General features: G+C 67.9%; 17 protein-coding genes. 6 read left to right on the forward strand and 11 right to left on the reverse strand.

Going from position 1 to position 17,818, the window contains the following annotated elements; all coding sequences use genetic code 11:
• Positions 1-46: 46 nt before the first annotated feature.
• Positions 47-403, forward strand: coding sequence for an iron chaperone (locus tag IEY84_RS24325; protein ID WP_183551295.1), 357 nt, complete (start codon positions 47-49; stop codon positions 401-403).
• Between the two features lie 591 nt (positions 404-994).
• On the opposite strand, the gene ychF is transcribed toward IEY84_RS24325, so the two are convergent.
• Positions 995-2,068, reverse strand: coding sequence for a redox-regulated ATPase YchF (gene ychF, locus IEY84_RS24330; RefSeq protein WP_183551292.1), 1,074 nt, complete (start codon positions 2,066-2,068; stop codon positions 995-997).
• A 79-nt stretch (positions 2,069-2,147) separates the two neighbouring features.
• On the opposite strand from ychF, the gene IEY84_RS24335 reads away from it, so the two are divergent.
• Genes IEY84_RS24335 through IEY84_RS24345 form a run of 3 tightly spaced genes read left to right on the forward strand, consistent with a single transcriptional unit; the run spans position 2,148 to position 5,622 of the window.
• Complete coding sequence (locus IEY84_RS24335) at positions 2,148-3,476, forward strand: GH1 family beta-glucosidase (protein WP_229788970.1); 1,329 nt, start codon at positions 2,148-2,150, stop codon at positions 3,474-3,476.
• A 29-nt stretch (positions 3,477-3,505) separates the two neighbouring features.
• Positions 3,506-4,024, forward strand: a complete 519-nt coding sequence (locus IEY84_RS24340; RefSeq protein WP_183551289.1) for a PH domain-containing protein — start codon at positions 3,506-3,508, stop codon at positions 4,022-4,024.
• A complete protein-coding gene (locus tag IEY84_RS24345; protein ID WP_183551286.1) occupies positions 4,021-5,622 on the forward strand; it encodes a PH domain-containing protein in 1,602 nt (533 codons plus the stop codon). Before IEY84_RS24340 ends, IEY84_RS24345 begins: the two co-directional genes overlap by 4 nt.
• Before the next feature lie 31 nt (positions 5,623-5,653).
• Here the strand turns inward: IEY84_RS24345 and IEY84_RS24350 are convergent, their stop codons facing one another.
• From IEY84_RS24350 to IEY84_RS24360, 3 genes are read right to left on the reverse strand one after another with little or no spacing between them, the layout of a single operon-like run.
• A complete protein-coding gene (locus IEY84_RS24350; protein ID WP_183551283.1) occupies positions 5,654-6,703 on the reverse strand; it encodes a WD40/YVTN/BNR-like repeat-containing protein in 1,050 nt (349 codons plus the stop codon).
• Positions 6,704-6,708: 5 nt separating this feature from the next.
• Positions 6,709-7,950, reverse strand: coding sequence for an MFS transporter (locus tag IEY84_RS24355; protein ID WP_183551281.1), 1,242 nt, complete (start codon positions 7,948-7,950; stop codon positions 6,709-6,711).
• On the reverse strand, positions 7,947-8,501 hold the full coding sequence (locus IEY84_RS24360) for a winged helix-turn-helix domain-containing protein (protein WP_183551279.1): 555 nt from the start codon (positions 8,499-8,501) through the stop codon (positions 7,947-7,949). The genes IEY84_RS24355 and IEY84_RS24360 overlap by 4 nt, the downstream gene beginning before the upstream one ends.
• A gap of 235 nt (positions 8,502-8,736) precedes the next feature.
• On the opposite strand from IEY84_RS24360, the gene IEY84_RS24365 reads away from it, so the two are divergent.
• On the forward strand, positions 8,737-10,584 hold the full coding sequence (locus IEY84_RS24365) for a glycoside hydrolase family 3 protein (protein WP_183551277.1): 1,848 nt from the start codon (positions 8,737-8,739) through the stop codon (positions 10,582-10,584).
• Between the two features lie 62 nt (positions 10,585-10,646).
• Here the strand turns inward: IEY84_RS24365 and IEY84_RS24370 are convergent, their stop codons facing one another.
• The 4 genes from IEY84_RS24370 to IEY84_RS24385 all read right to left on the reverse strand — a co-directional run bounded on the left by IEY84_RS24370 (position 10,647) and on the right by IEY84_RS24385 (position 14,376).
• On the reverse strand, positions 10,647-11,459 hold the full coding sequence (locus IEY84_RS24370) for a M57 family metalloprotease (protein ID WP_183551275.1): 813 nt from the start codon (positions 11,457-11,459) through the stop codon (positions 10,647-10,649).
• Between the two features lie 157 nt (positions 11,460-11,616).
• Positions 11,617-12,705: an ABC transporter substrate-binding protein gene (locus IEY84_RS24375; RefSeq protein WP_183551273.1), complete on the reverse strand. Its 1,089-nt coding sequence runs from the start codon at positions 12,703-12,705 to the stop codon at positions 11,617-11,619.
• Positions 12,706-12,724: 19 nt separating this feature from the next.
• On the reverse strand, positions 12,725-13,588 hold the full coding sequence (locus IEY84_RS24380; RefSeq protein ID WP_183551270.1) for an ABC transporter permease: 864 nt from the start codon (positions 13,586-13,588) through the stop codon (positions 12,725-12,727).
• Complete coding sequence (locus IEY84_RS24385) at positions 13,585-14,376, reverse strand: ABC transporter ATP-binding protein (RefSeq protein ID WP_229788971.1); 792 nt, start codon at positions 14,374-14,376, stop codon at positions 13,585-13,587. The genes IEY84_RS24380 and IEY84_RS24385 overlap by 4 nt, the downstream gene beginning before the upstream one ends.
• Before the next feature lie 45 nt (positions 14,377-14,421).
• On the opposite strand from IEY84_RS24385, the gene IEY84_RS24390 reads away from it, so the two are divergent.
• The gene (locus IEY84_RS24390; protein ID WP_183551267.1) at positions 14,422-15,204 is read left to right on the forward strand and encodes an exodeoxyribonuclease III; all 783 of its coding nucleotides are present in this window, start codon (positions 14,422-14,424) and stop codon (positions 15,202-15,204) included.
• 14 nt (positions 15,205-15,218) lie between these two features.
• Here IEY84_RS24390 and IEY84_RS24395 read toward each other — a convergent pair whose 3' ends face one another.
• From IEY84_RS24395 to IEY84_RS24405, 3 genes are all read right to left on the reverse strand, one after another.
• Positions 15,219-15,545, reverse strand: coding sequence for a TfoX/Sxy family protein (locus IEY84_RS24395; RefSeq protein WP_183551264.1), 327 nt, complete (start codon positions 15,543-15,545; stop codon positions 15,219-15,221).
• A 272-nt stretch (positions 15,546-15,817) separates the two neighbouring features.
• A complete protein-coding gene (locus IEY84_RS26860) occupies positions 15,818-16,147 on the reverse strand; it encodes a hypothetical protein (protein ID WP_229788973.1) in 330 nt (109 codons plus the stop codon).
• Positions 16,148-16,361: 214 nt separating this feature from the next.
• Entirely contained in the window at positions 16,362-17,696 is a 1,335-nt protein-coding gene (locus tag IEY84_RS24405) for a hypothetical protein (RefSeq protein WP_183551258.1), read from the reverse strand.
• Positions 17,697-17,818 lie beyond the last annotated feature (122 nt).

Raw genomic sequence — 17,818 nt, forward strand, 5'->3', positions numbered from 1 at the left:
GACCGGGCGCAACTAGAGTTCCCCCACCCGAGAGGAAGGCAGAGAAATGGCATCCATCGCCGACCACGACTCCTACATCGCCGCTGCACCGGAGGCGTTCCGCCCGGTTCTCGATCACCTCCGAGACCTCCTGCGCGGGGCTCTCCCGGAGGCAGAGGAGATGGTGGCGTACGACATGCCGGGGTTCAGGGTTCGGGGCACGGTCGTTGCGAGCTACGCGGCGTTCAGTAAGCAGGTCGGGGTGTACTTTCTCGTCCCTGCGATCTCAGCTCATGCCGAAGAGATCGCGGAAGCCGGCTTCAAGGCGAGCAAGACCGGCATCACCTTCACTCCGCGCAAGCCGGTCCCGGATGACCTCGTCACGAGGCTCGCACAAGCATCAAGCAAGCAGGTTGACGGCTGAGCTCAGCTGCGCGCGGCTCCGGCGCGGCCGCGAAAGCCTCCTTCCGCGTCCACCGTTGTCCCTGGCTCACCGGATCCTCGCACCACGGCGAACCCAGCCATGTCGAGATCACTCTGGGGCCCAGAGGACCGGCTCGTCGCGAGACGGATCATCGACACACCCAGACCGTACGCCGAGCGCATCCCTGATCGCCCCCGGCACTATGACAGAGGGTCTGACCTTGTGAAGGTTTCACAAGGTCAGACCCTCTGTCATAGTTATCGCGAACGCTCGCCGCGTCTCTTCGGTGACGTCACCGCCGTATTCTCACTCGACCACGTTCCGGCGTTCCGCTGCCTCAACAGCTTTGTCTTGTATCGGTTCAGCACAAGTCCGTTCACCAACCGGCCGATCAACCCCGCAGGCGACTCGAAGTCCACGAGATCCGTAATCAGCGTGCCGCCGGCCATCCGAACGATTCGGTCGGGGATCACGAGGCCTCACGGATCGGCCGGATGGCGTCGAGTTTGCGCAGCGCGACCCGCTGGATCCGAGGATCGATCGACCGAACACGCTAACGCTGCCAGAGCAGCTCGCGAGGCGTTATTAACGCTAGACGTTAAACCTGAACTCCACCACGTCACCATCAGCCATGACATAGTCCTTGCCCTCCATGCGCACCTTGCCGAGGTCGCGAGCCTTGGCGACGGAGCCGGCGGAGATGAGGTCGTCGTAGGAGACGATCTCGGCCTTGATGAAGCCCTTCTGGAAATCGGTGTGGATGACACCGGCGGCCTCGGGGGCGGTGGCGCCCTTGGGGATCTCCCAGGCCCGTACTTCCTTGGGGCCGGCGGTGAGGTAGGTCTGCAGGCCGAGGGTGTCGAAGCCGACGCGGGCCAGGATGTCCAGGCCGGGCTCCTCGACGCCGGCGTCGGCCAGGAACTCGCGGGCCTCGTCCTCGTCGAGCTCGACGAGCTCGGACTCGAACTTGGCGTCCAGGAAGATCGCCTCGGCGGGGGCGACCAGCTCGCGCATGGACTCCTTCAGGGCCTCGTCGGCGAGCTCGTCGGAGTCGCAGTTGAAGACGAAGATGTAGGGCTTGGCGGTGAGCAGCATCAGGTCGCGGATCAGGGCCCGGTCGATCTTGGTGGCGATGATCGGGGTGCCGGCCTCGAGGGCCTCCTTGGCCTCGACCGCGGCGGCGAGGTTCGCCTTCAGGTCGGGAGCCTTGCGCGACTCCTTCTCCAGCCGCGGGATCGCCTTGTCGACGGTCTCCAGATCGGCGAGGATCAGCTCGGTCTGGATGGTGGAGATGTCGTTGGCGGGCTCGACCTTGCCGTCGACGTGGGTGACGTCGTCGTCGCGGAAGACGCGGGTGACCTGGCAGATCGCGTCGGACTCACGGATGTGGGAGAGGAACTTGTTGCCCAGCCCCTCGCCCTGGCTCGCGCCCCGGACGATGCCGGCGATGTCCACGAACTGCACCGTGGCCGGCAGCAGCTTCTGGGACCCGTAGATCTTCGCCAGCTCCGGCAGCCGCTCGTCGGGGACCCCGACGACGCCGACGTTGGGCTCGATGGTGGCGAACGGGTAGTTCGCCGCGAGGACGTCGTTCTTGGTCAGAGCGTTGAAGAGGGTCGACTTGCCCGCGTTGGGAAGTCCCACGATGCCGATGGTGAGTGCCACGATCGACAATCCTAGGGTCGTACGCCGAGCACAGCCGAAACGCGGACGGGGCCGGGGTCGGCCCGGCAAACTCTGCCGTGTGAGCGAGCTTCCCGGCATGAGCCTCCCGACCGGCTTCCGCTTCGGCGCCAGCACCGCCGCGTACCAGATCGAGGGGGCGGCCGCAGAAGACGGCCGCGGCCCCTCCGTGTGGGACACCTTCTGTGCCGAACCCGGCCGGATCGTCGACCGCTCCAGCGGCGATGTGGCCTGCGACCACTACCACCGGCTCGACGAGGACCTCGAGCTGATGGCGCGGCTCGGGCTCGATGCGTACCGCTTCTCGATCTCCTGGTCCCGGGTCCTGCCGACCGGCCAGGGCGAGGTCAACCGACGCGGCCTCGACTTCTACGACCGCCTCGTCGACGGGCTCCTCGAGCACGACATCGCGCCGATGGCGACGCTGTTCCACTGGGACACGCCGCAGGTGCTGCAGGACGCCCACGGCGGCTGGCTGAGCCGGAAGACGGCGCAGCGGTTCGGGGAGTACGCAGCGGTGGTGGCCGATCGCCTGGCAGACCGGGTCGCCCACTGGTGCCCGGTGAACGAGCCGAACGTGGTGACCGTCTTCGGCCACGCGCTGGGTGTCCACGCCCCTGGTCAGCAACTGGTCTTCGACGCGCTTCCCGCCGGTCACCATCTTCTGCTCGGGCACGGTCTCGCGGTCCAAGCGCTGCGCGCTGCGGGCGCCGGCAGCATCGGCACCGCGACGAACCACATGCCGGTCTGGCCGGCGACCGCTTCGGAGGAGGACCAGGTCACCGCCGGGCTGCTGGACACACTGTGGAACCACTCGTTCGCGGACCCGGTGCTGCTCGGCCGCTATCCGAAGGACCTCGCCCCGTTGTTCCCGGTCCAGGATGGTGACCTGGAGGTGATCAGCGCGCCGCTCGACTTCTACGGCCTCAACTACTACAACCCGACTGCGGCGGCCGCCGCACCCGAGGGTTCGGCCAACCCCATCGAGCAGCCGCCGATCCCCGGCTATCCGACCACCGACTTCGGCTGGCCGGTCGTCCCCGACGGGCTCCATGACCTCCTGACCGCGCTGCACCAGCGTTATCCGGACCATCCGCCGTTCGTGATCACCGAGAACGGTGCTTCCTACAACACCTCCCCCGGCGACGACGACGCCGACCGCATCGCCTACCTCGACCTCCACCTGCGCCAGGTCGAACGTGCCGTGACCGACGGGATCGATGTCGCCGGCTACTACTGCTGGTCGCTGATGGACAACTTCGAGTGGGCCGAGGGCTACACCCAGCGGTTCGGGCTCGTGCATGTCGACTACGACACCCTCGCCCGCACGCCTCGCGAGTCCTTCGACTGGTACTCGTCCGTAATCGCCGCGCACAAATCCCGCCGGTAAAGACCAGGCACCCCCTAGGCTCGCCTCCTGTGAACGCTCCCGACGCTCCACAGCGACTGCGCGAACCTGCTCACCAGGTCTCCGAGCGAGCACCGGCCTACTGGCGCATGACCTCGGCCATCGGCGCGGTGTTCTGGTTGGCATTCGCGATCGGCGCGGTGGTCGCGGCGCTCCTGGTGCCCTCCGGTTGGTGGACCTGGCTGATCTGGCTGGCCGTGGTCCTGCTGCTCCTGGCACCGATCCCGGGTCTGACCTTCGTGCCGTCGGTCCGGTTCCGGATCCACCGGTGGGAGGTCACCGAGATCGCGGTCCACGTACGCCACGGCTGGCTCACCGTCGTCGACGAGATCGTGCCGCTCTCCCGGGTGCAGACGGTCGACTCGACCCAGGGGCCGCTGATGCGGCACTTCGGGCTGCGTACGGTCAAGGTCTCCACCGCCTCGTCCGCCGGAATCGTCGAGATCGCGTGTCTCGACGACGCGCTCGCCCTCGAGGTCGTCGCGAAGCTGGTCGCGATCACCGCGGCTACTCCCGAGGACGCCACGTGAGCACACCGGACACACCCCTGACGCCGGAGGCACCTGTGCCACCGGAGGACGACTGGCAGCGCCTCGCCGGGTGGACGGCCGTGGTCAGCCCGATCTCGACGCTGCGCCAGGCCATCGTCCCGGTCGTCGTCGGTGCTTTCGGCGCCGGGCAGGCCAACCCTCTCATCGGTCTGCTGGTCGCCGTCGGCATCGCCATGGTCGCCGCGGTCATCGGCCTGATCCCGTGGTTGACCACGAGATACCGGGTGACCCCGACCCACCTGGAGGTCCGCAAGGGCCTGCTCAACCGGACCACCCTGACCGCCCGCCTGGACCGGGTACGCAGCGTCGACCTCAACTCGACTCTCGTCCACCGCGCGCTCGGAGTCACCAAGGTCAGCGTCGGCACCGGGGTCGACGAGGGTCAGATCAACCTCGACTCGCTGACCAAGGATGCCGCCGCCCGCCTGCGGCGTGAGCTGCTGCACGCCACGCCGTCGCCGTCGGCCACCGACCCCGTCGAGGCCTCCGGTGACAACGCCTCGACCGTCGCGGCTCCCGCCCGCGACGTCGCTCCAGGCCCGATCACCGACGACGGCGAGGTGATCGCCAGGCTCGACTGGTCGTGGATCAAGTACGCCCCGCTCAACCTCAAGAACCTCGCGATCGCGATCGGCGGTCTGGCTGCGTTCTTCGGCGCCTTCTCCGAGCTCATCCCCTGGGAACGAACGATCGGGATCCGGGTCGACGACGGCGAGATCAACGGCCGCCCGATCGAGTCGTTCCTCGACATGCTGCTGTTCGCGATCCCGATCGCGCTGGTCGTGGCGGTGCTGGTGTGGGCGGCCGGCTCGTGCGTCGGCTACGTGGTGCGCTGGTGGGATCTCCAGGTCGTGCGCGAGCAGGGCCGGGAGGGGACCACGCTGCGGCGCAGCTTCGGTCTGACCAGCACCCGCGCCACGACGGTGGAAGAGGCGAAGGTACGCGGCGCCACGTCCACGGTGGGGCCGCTGATCGGCCTGGCCGGCGGCGCCGACCTCAACCTGCTCACGACCGGCCTGGACGACAACTTCCCCGCGGTCCTGCCGACGGCTCCGGAGTCCGTCGTGTCGACCGTCGGCAAGGACATCCTCGGCGAGGACGCGTTCTCGGCGCCGCTCACCGGCCACGGGCCGCTGCCCCGGCGGCGCTACTGGTTCCGGGCACTCATCGGCACGGCCATCGGGACATCGGTCACGCTGGTGCTGACGGTGCTGATCGGGGTCTACGGCGACCTGTGGCTCTGGTGGCTGCCGCTCGCGGTGCTGGTGGTCGGGCTCTTCTTCGAGCTGCTCGGTGCCGAGCTCGCCTACCGTCACCTCGGCCACGCGCTCACCGAGCGTTATCTGGTGGTCCGTGCCGGATCCTTCACGACGGTGCGCACCGCTCTGCAGACCGAGGGCGTCATCGGCTGGCGGGTCAAGCAGAGCTTCTTCGACCGTCGCCTCGGGCTGGCCCAGGTCACTGCCATGACGGCGGCCGGCCGGGAGCATGTGGAGGTCCCGGACGTGCCGCTCGAGACAGCCGTCGCGCTCGCGACGGCGGCCACACCGCGTACGGTCTCGGAGTTCGTCGAGTAGCCCGACTCACCAGCGGGCTCACCCGCTGAGCTCAGCGGGTGAGCACTCCGACCCGCCCACCCGCACCGGCCGCCCAGCAGGTGCCACCGACGCAGTCGACGGTGTGGAAGCGAGTCTGGGTGGCGCCGAAAGGCTTCCAGGTGCGGCCGTTGTCGTGGGTGATGTCGCTGCCGTTGGGCCCGACCGCGATCGCGGTGCTGCCGCCGGTCCAGGCCACCGCCTCGCGATATCCACCCAGGTCAGAGGCGGAGTTCGTCCAGGTGCGACCACCGTCGGTCGAGTAGGCGGCACGGTCGACACCGTCGTCCTCGAGACCGAAGTCGCCGCCGACCGCGATCCCCTGGCGGGGGTTGCGGAAGCCGAGCCCGAAGACTCCGGCGGCCTCGCCGGTCGCGATCGTGGAGTCGGCCGACGACCACGTGCGGCCGCCGTCGTGGGTGGCGTGGATCTTCGCGGCCGAGCCGCCGCCGCCGATCCAGGCGTCTCGCCCACCCGCGGTGACCAGGCAGGTCCCGCTCGCGGAGTAGCCGACCTCGCCCGGCGCCTCCAGGCCGCGGGTGTCCGCGATCGTCCAGGTGTCACCGCCGTCCGCGGTGGTGATGATCCGCCACTCGCCGTCGACCGGGTCGCTCATCGCGATCCCGCGCTCGCCACCGGGCCAGAAGTCGAGGCAGTTGTAGAACGCCGCCGGCTCCGCGGCGCGGAACGTCTCGGTCCAGGTCGCGCCGCCGTCGACGGTCTTGTAGATCCGGCTCGCCTCGCCCTCACCGATGGAGAGCACCACCGCCTCGTTCGCAGAGCGCGCCTCGACGTCACGGAAGAGCAGCTCGTCGGCTCCCGGCGGCGAGACCTCGTCCCAGGTGCGGCCGCCGTCCGTCGTACGGAACACTCCCCCGCCGTCGCCGCCCAGCCACGCGGTGTCCGCGTCGACGGCATCCAGCGCCCGGAAACCCTGGGGCGTCTCGACGTTCACAGCCGTCCAGTCGTACCCACCTCCTGGATGCGCCTGCGCCGAGGACGCGAACGTGAGGGTGGTGAGAGCGAGAGTGGCCGCCGCTGCGGCTCCGACAACGATGCGCACGACGTTCACCCTGTCCTTGCCGACGCGTTCTGTCCACCGGTTCCGGCGATTTCCAGCGTCCTGACCGTCTTCCGCCCGAGCGCGGCGAGCATCATCAGCGCCATCGCGCCACCGAAGGCGACAAACGGCACCGCGACAGCCGTCGCCGATGCCAGGGCGCCGAACGTCGCGTTCGCGCCGGGCATGAAGACGTCGTCGCCGAGCGCCTGGATCGAGGCCATCCGGCCGTGGTAGTCCGGCTCCACCACGCTCGCGAAGACCGCGCTGAGCATCGTCGAGGCGGCTCCGGCGGTGATCCCGATGACCACACAGCCGATGCCGGTCAGCACCCGGTCGCCGAACCCCAGCGACATGATGACGAGCCCCTGCACCACGAGCATGCCGTACCCCCAGGCAGCTATCCGTCGCGGTCTGACCGGCACGAGACCGAGTGCGCCCAGGACGGCCCCCGCGCCGACCAGCGCGCTCGCCAGCCCGACCATTGACGGACCCCAGCCCTCCGCCTCGGCCCGCACCGCGATCCCGAGCGTCATCGCCGGACCGACGGCGAGGTTGAGCCCGGACAGCGACAGCACGACCGTACGCGTTGCCGGATGACCCCGCAGATAACCGAATCCCGCCCTGATCCCGGCGAGCGCCGACTCGGCGGTCGCACGCGGCAGCGGGAATCGTGGTCGTAGCACGAGGAGGAACGCGGCATGCACCAGGAATGTGGCCGCGTCCATCAGCGCGACCGCCCAGATGCCCGACATCGCGACGAGTACGCCGCCGAGCGCGGCTCCTGCCATGGTCCCGATGCGCCGAGCCGTCTGCGCGACGCCGTAGTAGGCGGGGAGGTCCTCCGGACGTGCGAGCTGACGCGGGATGGTCGCGGAGGACGGGGTGTAGAACGCGTCGGCGACACCGAAACAGACCGACGCGGCGACCAGCAGACCGACCGAGATGCCGTGGGTGAGGTCGACCACCGCAACGGCCGCGACGACGACCGCGCGGACCAGGTTGGTGATCCGCATCAGACGCAGAGCGTCGACCCGGTCGGCGACAACTCCTCCGAACAGGAGGACCGCTGCTCGCGGGATCGTCCCCGCGGCGACGATCAGTCCCGCGACGGCGGGCGAGGCGAGCTGCACCGCCGTCCAGGCGACCGCGACCGTCCACGCAGCATCCCCGCCGGTTGACAGCGCGTCGACCGCGATCTGGGCATGGACCTTGCGATCGCGGCGGAACCTGGGCACCCCCTGGCTCATGGCTTGCTCGGGAATCCACGGGCGAACACGAAGACCGGCGCCCGGCGCCCGGCGGCGTCACCGCTCGTCTTGACCCGCTCGCGCCAGGCCCGCACCGTGGCGCTCAGCTCATCAGCGAGCTCGGCCAACTCCTCGGGGGTCGCGAAGGCCAGGGAGTCGCTGGAGAACGCCGCCTTGCGCCACTCCGCGGGTGCCTTGTCCTGCCCGTTCAGCCACGTCGCGAGCTTGCTCAGCTGGTGCTGCGTGTTCGCCCGATCGGCCTCGCGCGCCTGCATCCGCTCACCGGGATCGTCGAAGTCCTCGATGGAGAACGAGAACTGGTCCTGGGCCAACCGCCACCAACTCGTACGACCGTCCGCAGCCAGCTCCGGCGCACGTTCCACGATGGCCGCTCGCTCCAGCATCCGCAGGTGGTGACTGACGCTTCCTACCTGCTGGTCCAGGCTCTTCGCCATCACGCTGACCTGGCTCGCGCCATGCAGGTAGAGGAACGAGAGGATGCGCCGACGGGTCGGATGATGGACCGCTCGGACGGTCTCGATCGAGGTCATGGGCTTCATGCTGAGGCAGGAGACAGAAACGTACAAGGGTTCTTGTATATCTCTGCCGACCCGTCGATCCCTGCGATCTTTCAGTTGTGGGCGACGAAACTGGAGTTTCGCCGCCCACAACTGAAAATTCGCCCGTCAAAAGTGCAGACTTGGCATTTTCCTTCCGCGACCCGCGGGTAGCCCCTACAGTGAATCGCCGTGCCGCAGTGCAGCGGTGCCGAGGGAGAGGGTTGTCATGAGCAGAACGACACTGACCAGGTGCGGACGATTGGCGGCAGCGGGTCTCGCGGCCGCGGTGGCGGTTGCGATGCCCTACGCAGCAACCCATGCCGCAGGGCCGGAAGAGGCCACGGCGGCTACCGGCAAGACGCCGACGCAGCACGGCAAGATCGTCTCCCTGATGCAACACATGTCGGTTCAGCAGAAGGTCGGCCAGCTCTTCGTGATCGAGGTCTACGGGCGCGACGCCAACAACGTCAGCGACGCGGCGAAGACCGGTAACCAGAAGCTCTACGGGGTGGACACTCCGGCGCAGGCGATCGCGAAGTACCAGCCCGGCGGGGTCATCTACTTCACCACCCGCGGCCCCGACAACATCGGTGACCCGGCCCAGGTGGCGACACTCTCCAACGGCCTCCAGCAGGCCGCGCTGCAGCAGCGGCCCAAGATCCCCCTCAACATCGCCGTCGACCAGGAGGGTGGCGCGCTCGTCGCGCGCTTCGGCCCCGCCAGCGGCGCGACCCAGATGCCTGGCCAGATGGCGCTGGGCGCCAACGGCTCGACCGCCGACGCCGCCCGATCGGCCGAGGTGATCGGCACCGAGCTGGCCGCCGTCGGCGTCACCCAGGACTACGCACCGGTCGCCGACGTCAACCTCAACCCGAACAACCCGGTGATCGGGATCCGCTCCCCCGGCGCAGACCCCGCCGCGGTGTCCGACCTCGTCGCCGCCGAGGTCGAAGGCTTCGACGACGGCGACCTCTCCTCGATCGCCAAGCACTTCCCCGGCCACGGCGACACCGGAACCGACAGCCACTACGGACTGCCCGAGGTGACCCACACCCGCGAGCAGCTCGAGGAGATCGACCTGCCGCCCTTCAAGGCCGCGATCGACGCCGGGATCGACGCGATCATGACGGCGCACGTGACGGTGCCCGCGATCGACCCGACCGGCGAGCCGGCGACCATGTCCGAGCCGATCCTCACCGGCCTGCTCCGCGAAGAGATGGGCTTCGACGGCCTGATCGTCACCGACGCGCTCGACATGCAGGGCGCGGCCGCGACCTACCCGGCTGACGTCGCCCCGGTCGAGGCCTTCCTCGCCGGTGCCGACCAGCTGCTCATCCCGCCGAAGATGGACATCGCCTACGCCGCGGTCCTCGACGCCGTCGAGAACGGCACGATCTCCCGCAAGCGGCTCGACGAGTCGGTCTACCGGATCCTGAAGCACAAGCTCGACAACGAGATCTTCGCGGATCCGTACGTCGACGCCGCAGCCGCTCCGGCGGTCTTCAACAACCCGCTGCACAAGGCCGACGCCCAGTCCATCTCCGACCGCACCACCACCTTGGTGAAGAACGACGACGACCTGCTGCCGCTGGCGCCCGGGCCGAAGAACGTTCTGGTCGCGGGCTGGGGTGTCGACACCACCGCGGGCATCGCGGCCGGTCTGCAGAAGCGTGGCGCGACCACCCAGGTCCTGCAGTCGGGCACGACGCCGACCGATGCCAACATCGCCGCCGCGGTCCAGGCCGCAGAGGGCAAGGACCTGGTCGTGGTGCCGACCAACAACGCGTGGCAGATCAACCCGGCCACCGGCCAGGCGACGCCGGCCTCCGTGGCCCAGACCAAGCTGGTCAAGGCTCTGCTCGACACCGACACCCCGGTGGTCGTGACCGCGATGCGCAACCCCTACGACGTCACCTCCTTCCCGGAGGCCGCCACGGTGCTCAACACCTACGGCTACACCTCCCACCAGCTCGAGTCGCTGGTGCGGGTGCTCTACGGCGAGGTCGACCCGAGCGGCAAGCTGCCGGTCGAGATCCCCGACCTCTACCCGCTGGGCCACGGCCTGAGCTACTGACCTGAGAACGACGAGTGGCCCTCCCGCGGATCGCAGGAGGGCCACTCGTCGTACGAGACGGGTCAGGCGCCGTAGATCGCCCGAACCCCCTCGGCGTCGGACGGCTGGAACTCGAGGTCGTCCGAGCTGCCGTTGCACTGCGGGTAGTGCATGATCGAGGCGGAGTCGTACGCCGTCACCTCGCGCCAGCTCGAGCTCTCGAGACAGTCACCCATGGGCATCGCCTCCGGGCGGGTGTGCTCGTGGCGGAACCCGAGGACGTGGCCGAGCTCGTGGGCGATGACGTCACCGGACTCCCAGTTCCCCGACGAGAAGATCGAGTCGTCGACGAGCACGTTGCGCGCGCTCTTCGGGCTCGAAGGGAAGAACGCTCGGGCGATGTACTTCGAGGTCCTGACCGGCTCGACCGAGAAGACCACGTTGTTGTTGCGGGTGTTGCACGACGCGTCCTGGGCGGGCACGTAGGTGAACTCCACCGCCGAGCTCGCCGCCTCCCACGGCACGGCTCCCTGGTCCATCGCGGTGACGATCGCCGCCTTGTCAGTGCCGAACTTGTCCGAGACGCAGTAGGTCAGGTTCCGTGCCTGCGCGGCCGACCACTTGTCATCGGCACCGTTGACGGTGTTGACGATGAGGCCGTCCTCCGGGACGTGCTTCGGCGCCGAGACCATCGACTCGTAGAACTTCCGCAGGTCGCCCTTGGTGGACACGACCTCGTCTCCGTTGACGACGTACTGACCGTCGACGTCCACATAGGTCGACGCCTCGAACTCCTTGTAGGTCGGCGCCTCTTCGGCGAATGCGGGAACCATCGACGCAGTCAGCGCCGCGGCACCCGCAGCAGCGGCAACCACCATGGGCATACGAACTCGCATAGCTCTCCTCCTGGATGAACGGCAGCCGGTGAACGACCGGTAACCGTGGAGGGAGCGTGACACATACCCCCAGGGGTCTTCTACGGCAACTTCGTGAAGTGCAAATAGATGCAAGTACAGCCTGGAACCCGTAAGACCAGGAAAGCAGTCGCTGCCGCTATCGAGCGGGCCAGATCACCTTGTCCGCGTCGTCGACGACGGCTTCGGCGTAGGACGTGTCGAACCAGGACGCGGCATCCTCGGGAGTGACCTTCTGCCCTGCGTACGTCGTCACGACCTCGGCCAGCGCGGCGACGTTGTCGGGGTCGACCGAGCCGAACTTGCCCGGGAGCGGGTGGTCGGCGGCAACCTCGACCTCGGTGCGCCAGATCGCCGTCTCGTGCTTCTCGTCGGACTCGGCACCGGCGAGGTCGTGCTGGTAGCCGATGCACTCCTCGACGTGGTCGGAGGCGGCACAGTAGGTGTAGGCCTTGAAGACGGCGCGGAGGAAGTCCTGGACCGCGCCGGGGTGCTTCTTCGCCCAGGCGGGGTTGACCGAGTAGGCGCCCAGCGAGCCGGGGACGTCGAAGTCGGTCGGCTCCCAGACGGTGACCTCCTCGCCGGCCTCCTTCAGCTGGTTGGGCTCGTTGGAGACGAACCCGACCAGGGCGTCGACCTGACCGCGGGGCAGGATGCCGGGGTCGTAGCCGACCTTGACCTGCTTCACCTTCGACATGTCGACCCCGGCCTCGGCCAGCATCGCCTGCACGCCGACCGGCACCCAGCCCTTGTGGCCGAGCGTCTTGCCCTCGAGCTGCTTCAGGTCGGTGATCGAGGTGCCGGTCATCAGCACGTCGAGACCCGCGTTGGAGTACGACGAGACGCCGAGCACCTTGAGGCCGCTCGCGTTGGAGGTCATGATGTCCTGCTCGGAGAGTGGACCGACCTGGACCTTCCCGGCGGCGATCAGCTTGGCGTTCTGGGAGACGTCGCCCGAGCCCGGCTGGAGCTCGACGTCGAGGCAGAGGTCGTTGAAGTAGCCCAGCCGATCGGCGGCGATCGCCTCCATGATCGAGGCCGACGCCTGCCAGTAGTAGCCCGACATGTAGGTGATCTTCCCGGCCGCCTCGTTCTGCTCGCAGCGTTCGGCCGAGACCGCGCTCCCGCGCTCGCCTGCGGTCTCCTCCGAGGACCCGCAGCCGGCCAGCGCGGCCAGCAGGACGACCGCCGAGGCGAGGGCAAGGCCGATCGTACGTACGCGAGACATCAAGGGCTCCTTCGAAGGATCAGGGCTGGTGCCAGTGGAGCACTCGCCGCTCGGCGAGCGTCACGAACCAGAACAACAGCGACCCCAACGCCGCGAGGACGAAGATCGCTGCCCACACGGTAGCCAGTCTGTTCTGTGAGCTGGCCACCTGTATCACGCTGCCGAGACCATCGGCCGAGCCTGCGGCGGCGAGCTCGGCGACCACGGCGCCGATCATCGAGAGCGGGAAGACGATCCGCAGGGAGGCGAAAACGTAGGGCAGGGACGCCGGCACCCGCAGGTAGCGCAGCACCTCCAGCCGGCTCGCGGCCACCGTGCGGTAGACCTCCAGCACCGGCCCCGGCACCGCCCGCAGGCCGGTCGCCACGTTGATCAGGATCGGGAAGAAGCAGACCAGCGCGGTCAGGACGACCTTCGGCGCCATCCCGAACCCGAGCGCGACCACCAGCAGCGGCGCGATCGCCACCAGCGGAGTCACCGAGAGCACCACCGCGAACGGCATCACCGCGCGCCGCACCACCGCGACCTCGCTCACCACCACGGCGAGCGCGAAGGCGGCCACGAACCCGATCCCGAGCCCCACCAGCGCCTCGCCGAGCGTGACCAGGGTGTTCTGCAGGAAGTACGCCGGATCCTCGCTCAGCACGCCCGCGATCTCCCCTAGCGGCACGAACAGGTAAGGCATCTGCCGTGCGCCGATGCCCCACCCGATCGCGAGCACCACGAGCAGGAGGACGAACGGGAGCCAGTACGCCGGCCGGAGCAGCCGGGTCCGGCGACGCAGCCGGCGAGCGGCGAGCTGCTCGGGGGTGGGGACGAGGAGATGTGTCCGTCTCGGAGGAGCTGGCTGCGTACCGGCCGGGGCACCTGGCTGGAGACTCATGAGGCCACCTCGCCATGGCTGAAGGCGTCCCTCAAGCTGTCCCGGAGTTTCAGCTCGTAGGCGTGGAACTCCGGCGAGGTGATGATCTCCTGGTGGCGCGGGCGGGGCAGGTCGATGTCGATGACGTCGGTGATCCGGCCGGGCCGCGGCGCCATCACCACGACCTTGTCCGAGAGCCTGACGGCCTCGGAGATCGAGTGGGTGACGAAGACGACGGTCGCGCGGGTCTGCTCCCACAGCTCCAGCAGCTGCTCCTGGAGAGCCTCCCGGGTGAACTCGTCGAGAGCGCCGAACGGCTCGTCGAGAAGGAGTACGTCGGGGCGCAGCCCGAAGGCGCGTACGATCGCGGTCCTCTGCTTCATGCCGCCCGACAGCTCGGCCGGCAGCTTGTGGAGCGACTCCCCCAGGCCCACCTCGCGCAGCAGCGCCTCCAGGTCCGGGCGGCCGCGATCGCTACGGCGGTTGACCTTGTGCGGCAGCGTCACGTTGCCGAGGACGCTCAGCCAGGGCAGCAGCGCAGGAGACTGCGGCACGAACCCGAAGGCCTTCGCCTCCGCGGCCTCCTTCGGAGTCAGGCCGCAGACGGTGATCCTCCCCGCGTCGGCCGACTCCTGCCCGCTGATCAGCCGCAACAGCGTCGACTTCCCACAACCCGAGGGTCCGATGATGCTCACGAACGTGCCCGGTTCGATGGTCAGGTCGATGTCGTCGAGTGCGATCAGATCGACGAGGTCGGCCTGCTCATAGAGACGACGGACCCCGTGCATCTCGATCGTCGCGCTACCCACGCCTCAAACGGTAGTCCACTCGACCTCCCAGATACTCTGACGGGCGTGCGTATCGCCACCTGGAACATCAACTCCATCCGCTCCCGCATCGACCGCGTCGAGGCCTTCGTCGAACGACACTCGATCGACGTCCTCGCTCTGCAGGAGACCAAGGCCAAGCCCGACCAGATCCCGACGATGGGACTGGAGGCACGCGGCTACGAGGTGGCCTCGGTGGGCTATGACCAGTGGAACGGCGTCGCGCTGGTCTCCCGCGTCGGGCTGGACGACATCCAGGTCGGGTTCGAGGGGATGCCCTCGTTCAAGGAGGTCGCGGAGGCGCGCGCGCTCACCGCGACGTGCGGTGGGGTGCGGGTCACCTCGGTCTACGTCCCCAACGGGCGCAAGCCCGACGACCCGCACTACGCCTACAAGCTGGAGTGGCTCGCCGCGCTGCAGAAGGCGGCGACCGCCTGGCACGACGGGCCCTCGGCCATGGTCGGCGACTGGAACGTCTGCCCCTACGACGAGGACTGCTTCGACCCCAAGCAGTTCGTCGGCAAGACCCACCTCACCCCCGCCGAGCGCGACGCCTTCTTCGCCATCGAGAAGGACTTCAAGGACGTCGTACGCCCCTTCGTACCCGGTCCGGAGGCCTACACCTACTTCGACTACTACCGGCAGCGCTTCGAGCGCAACCGCGGCCTGCGCATCGACTTCGTCCTCGGCTCGCCGACGTTCGCCTCGCGGGTCACCGGCGCCTTCGTCGATCTCGACGAGCGCAACCCCGCGATCGGCACCGGTTCGCCCTCCGACCATGCTCCGGTGATCGTCGACCTGGCCGACTGAGGCCGATTGCGCTGCTACTTCGGCGGTTTCGGCGGGAGCGACTCGGCGGTCGCGACGCCGCGGCGGACCCAGTCCACCAGGGCGTCGCCCCGGAGCAGGTCGACGGCGACGTTGACGTAGCCGGACATCGTCCGAGCGCCCATGACCATCGGCTCCGCCCCAGCCTCGATCGCGGCCTCGTAGGCCGACTTGCCGGTGCGTACGAGCAGGTCGTCGGCGCCGACGGCGCAGGCCATGTTGCCGTTCACCATGAACGCCAGGGCACCGAACATCTTCTTCTCGCTCACCTCGGCAGGCATCAGGGCGCGTACACGTTCGGCGAGCTCGATGTCGTAAGCCATGTACGCATGCAATCACGAGCTCACAGAATGTACGTCTTGACCCGCTTCGCGAGTTTGAGACCGATGCGGCCGCTGCGGACCAGGCGCTGGCCACGTCGACGGCGAAACGTTCGTCTCACGGATCACGGCTGCTGCCGTCGCCTTGACGAGCGCGGCCCCCTCATCGGATCCGGTGTCCCTTCATCTCACGCTGCGGTGATCGCTGAACTGGCAGACTGAGTTTGATCGCAGGCACCGCGTCGCGTCAGGGATCGTGGCTCAATAGGTCCGGCTCACTCCTTGCAGAATTTGGCGTTCTTCTCACCGACCACACAGAGAGTCAGACCCAGCGGGTATCGAAACGAATTGTTGATCCCAGCAACCTCGCTCTCGATCGTCAGATATGGCGAGTGCACGGACTTGCTGCCAGACGGTTCGATTTCCACGTACAGCGCCGAGCCGGCGATACCCTTCCCGCACTTTTGCTCGACAGCCCGCCGGTCAGATTCCAAGCCGAGATTCTCGAACGAATCCTTTGCACCGCCGACTTCTGCCATCTCCTTCAGCACTGTGAAACGTCGCACGACAAGACCCGAATTCGGCGCTGCCTCGACTGCAGTCACGACTCCGTCCCCCGAACCCTTTACGCAGAGTCCCGTGATATGGACGGTGTTGACCTCGCCTGGCGCTACATCAGCGACTCCCAGAGTTGCCGAGAAGTCCACCCCGCCCGCTGCGACCACTCGTCCCACGTCATCAGCAGGTTTCGCTCCGCAACCCGATGACATAGCAGCAGTTGCAAGCAGGACACCGCAAGCAGCCAGGGTGGACCTCACCTCACGGCACCTGCGCAACCACGCGAGCCGACTGCTCACGCCCCGCAGTGGAGCTCCAACAAAGCTTCGCCCTGCCTGTGAAGTCCGGCCAACTCAACTTGGTGTCGGAGTTGTAACCAGACTGCGCCGAAACGTTGACCTGGGCCAGATCGACGCCGGTTCCGTACGTTGTGTTGCGACCCTGGTGCTTCTCGTAGGAGTAGCTCGCATCGTAGGTGTTGCATCGAGAGTTCGGGTAGGTGATCCGGGTGACCAGCACGTATCCGGCAACCAACTCCTGGATGCTGTAGGGACGCCAGCGGTATCCATAGCCAACTCCGCACGAGTTCGTGTAATAGCGGTACTTGACTCGGTTGTAATAGCGGCGCGTCGTCGCGACGTCACCCTGAGACGCGCTCGAGCTCGTCGTCTTTGATGTCGACCCGCTGCCCTTCCAGCCACCTCCGAAGTTGACTGCAACTCCGAGGGAGTGCGACGTTCCACTGCCCTGCGTCACCTTCGCCTTTGCGTTGACCACACCTTGGGCGATCACGAACGACTCGGCGCGCTGCGACTGGTATGTGCTGGTTCCGATCGCGTAGCACTCCTCCATCGGCGTGACTCCGGAAGCCGTCCCCCGCTCCCGGAGGATCGTGTCGATGCGCCCCCGGTCGGTGACCGCGGTGGTGCTGAAACCCGCAGCGTCTGCGGGCGCAAGCGCCAGCCCTTCCTCATCCGAGAGCAACTCCGGATCCCCGGTGAGGTCCTCGGCAGTCACGGCCGAACTCTGGAACGCTCCGGTTCCGAGGTCGAAGCCGAGATCGATCGGGCCAACAGCTGCCGAGGCAACTACCTCAGCAGACGTCCACCCGTCAGCCGTCGTCAGGAGCGAGAGCGACCGCTCCGCTTCGTGGTCCTTGTCTGCGACAATGACGTCGACATCGACCTGCCCGACATCCGAGACGAGTTCCTTCGGGAGGATCCCGGGGTCGACCTGGATGTCGAACTTGCCGCTGACGTCACTCTTGGTGGTGGCGATGACGTGAGTCTCGACCTTCTGCTCGTCGCCGAGCATCTCCAGGGTCGCCTGGTTCGGCCACGCAACCACGACGATGTCGGCTCCGACGACCGGCTCGTTGTTCGCGAGCACCGAGCCGGTCATTGCGGTGCCGGAGAGGGCAGCGGTCGCACTGGAGAGCGGCACCACTGCGACCGCCGCGGAAGTCACGGCCGCCGTGCAAACGAGCACCGCGAAGGACACCGCGCCCGCAGCAAGGCGCTTCCAGGTAAGGACCGCTGAGAGGGTCGACGGCCGAACGGCCGCTGTCTGCGACAGAGCTGGTCTGTAGTGTTTCACGTGCACACGTCCCTTCAGACGTTTCGTGTGTCGGCCGGGTCCATCCCGTCCGTGGCCCTGTCCGGAGTTGGCGCACCGGGCGGGGCACTCACGACAGCCAACTGAACGATTCGAATGCCCCC

The organism is Nocardioides albus (genome assembly GCF_014648255.1).
Taxonomy (GTDB): domain Bacteria; phylum Actinomycetota; class Actinomycetes; order Propionibacteriales; family Nocardioidaceae; genus Nocardioides; species Nocardioides albus.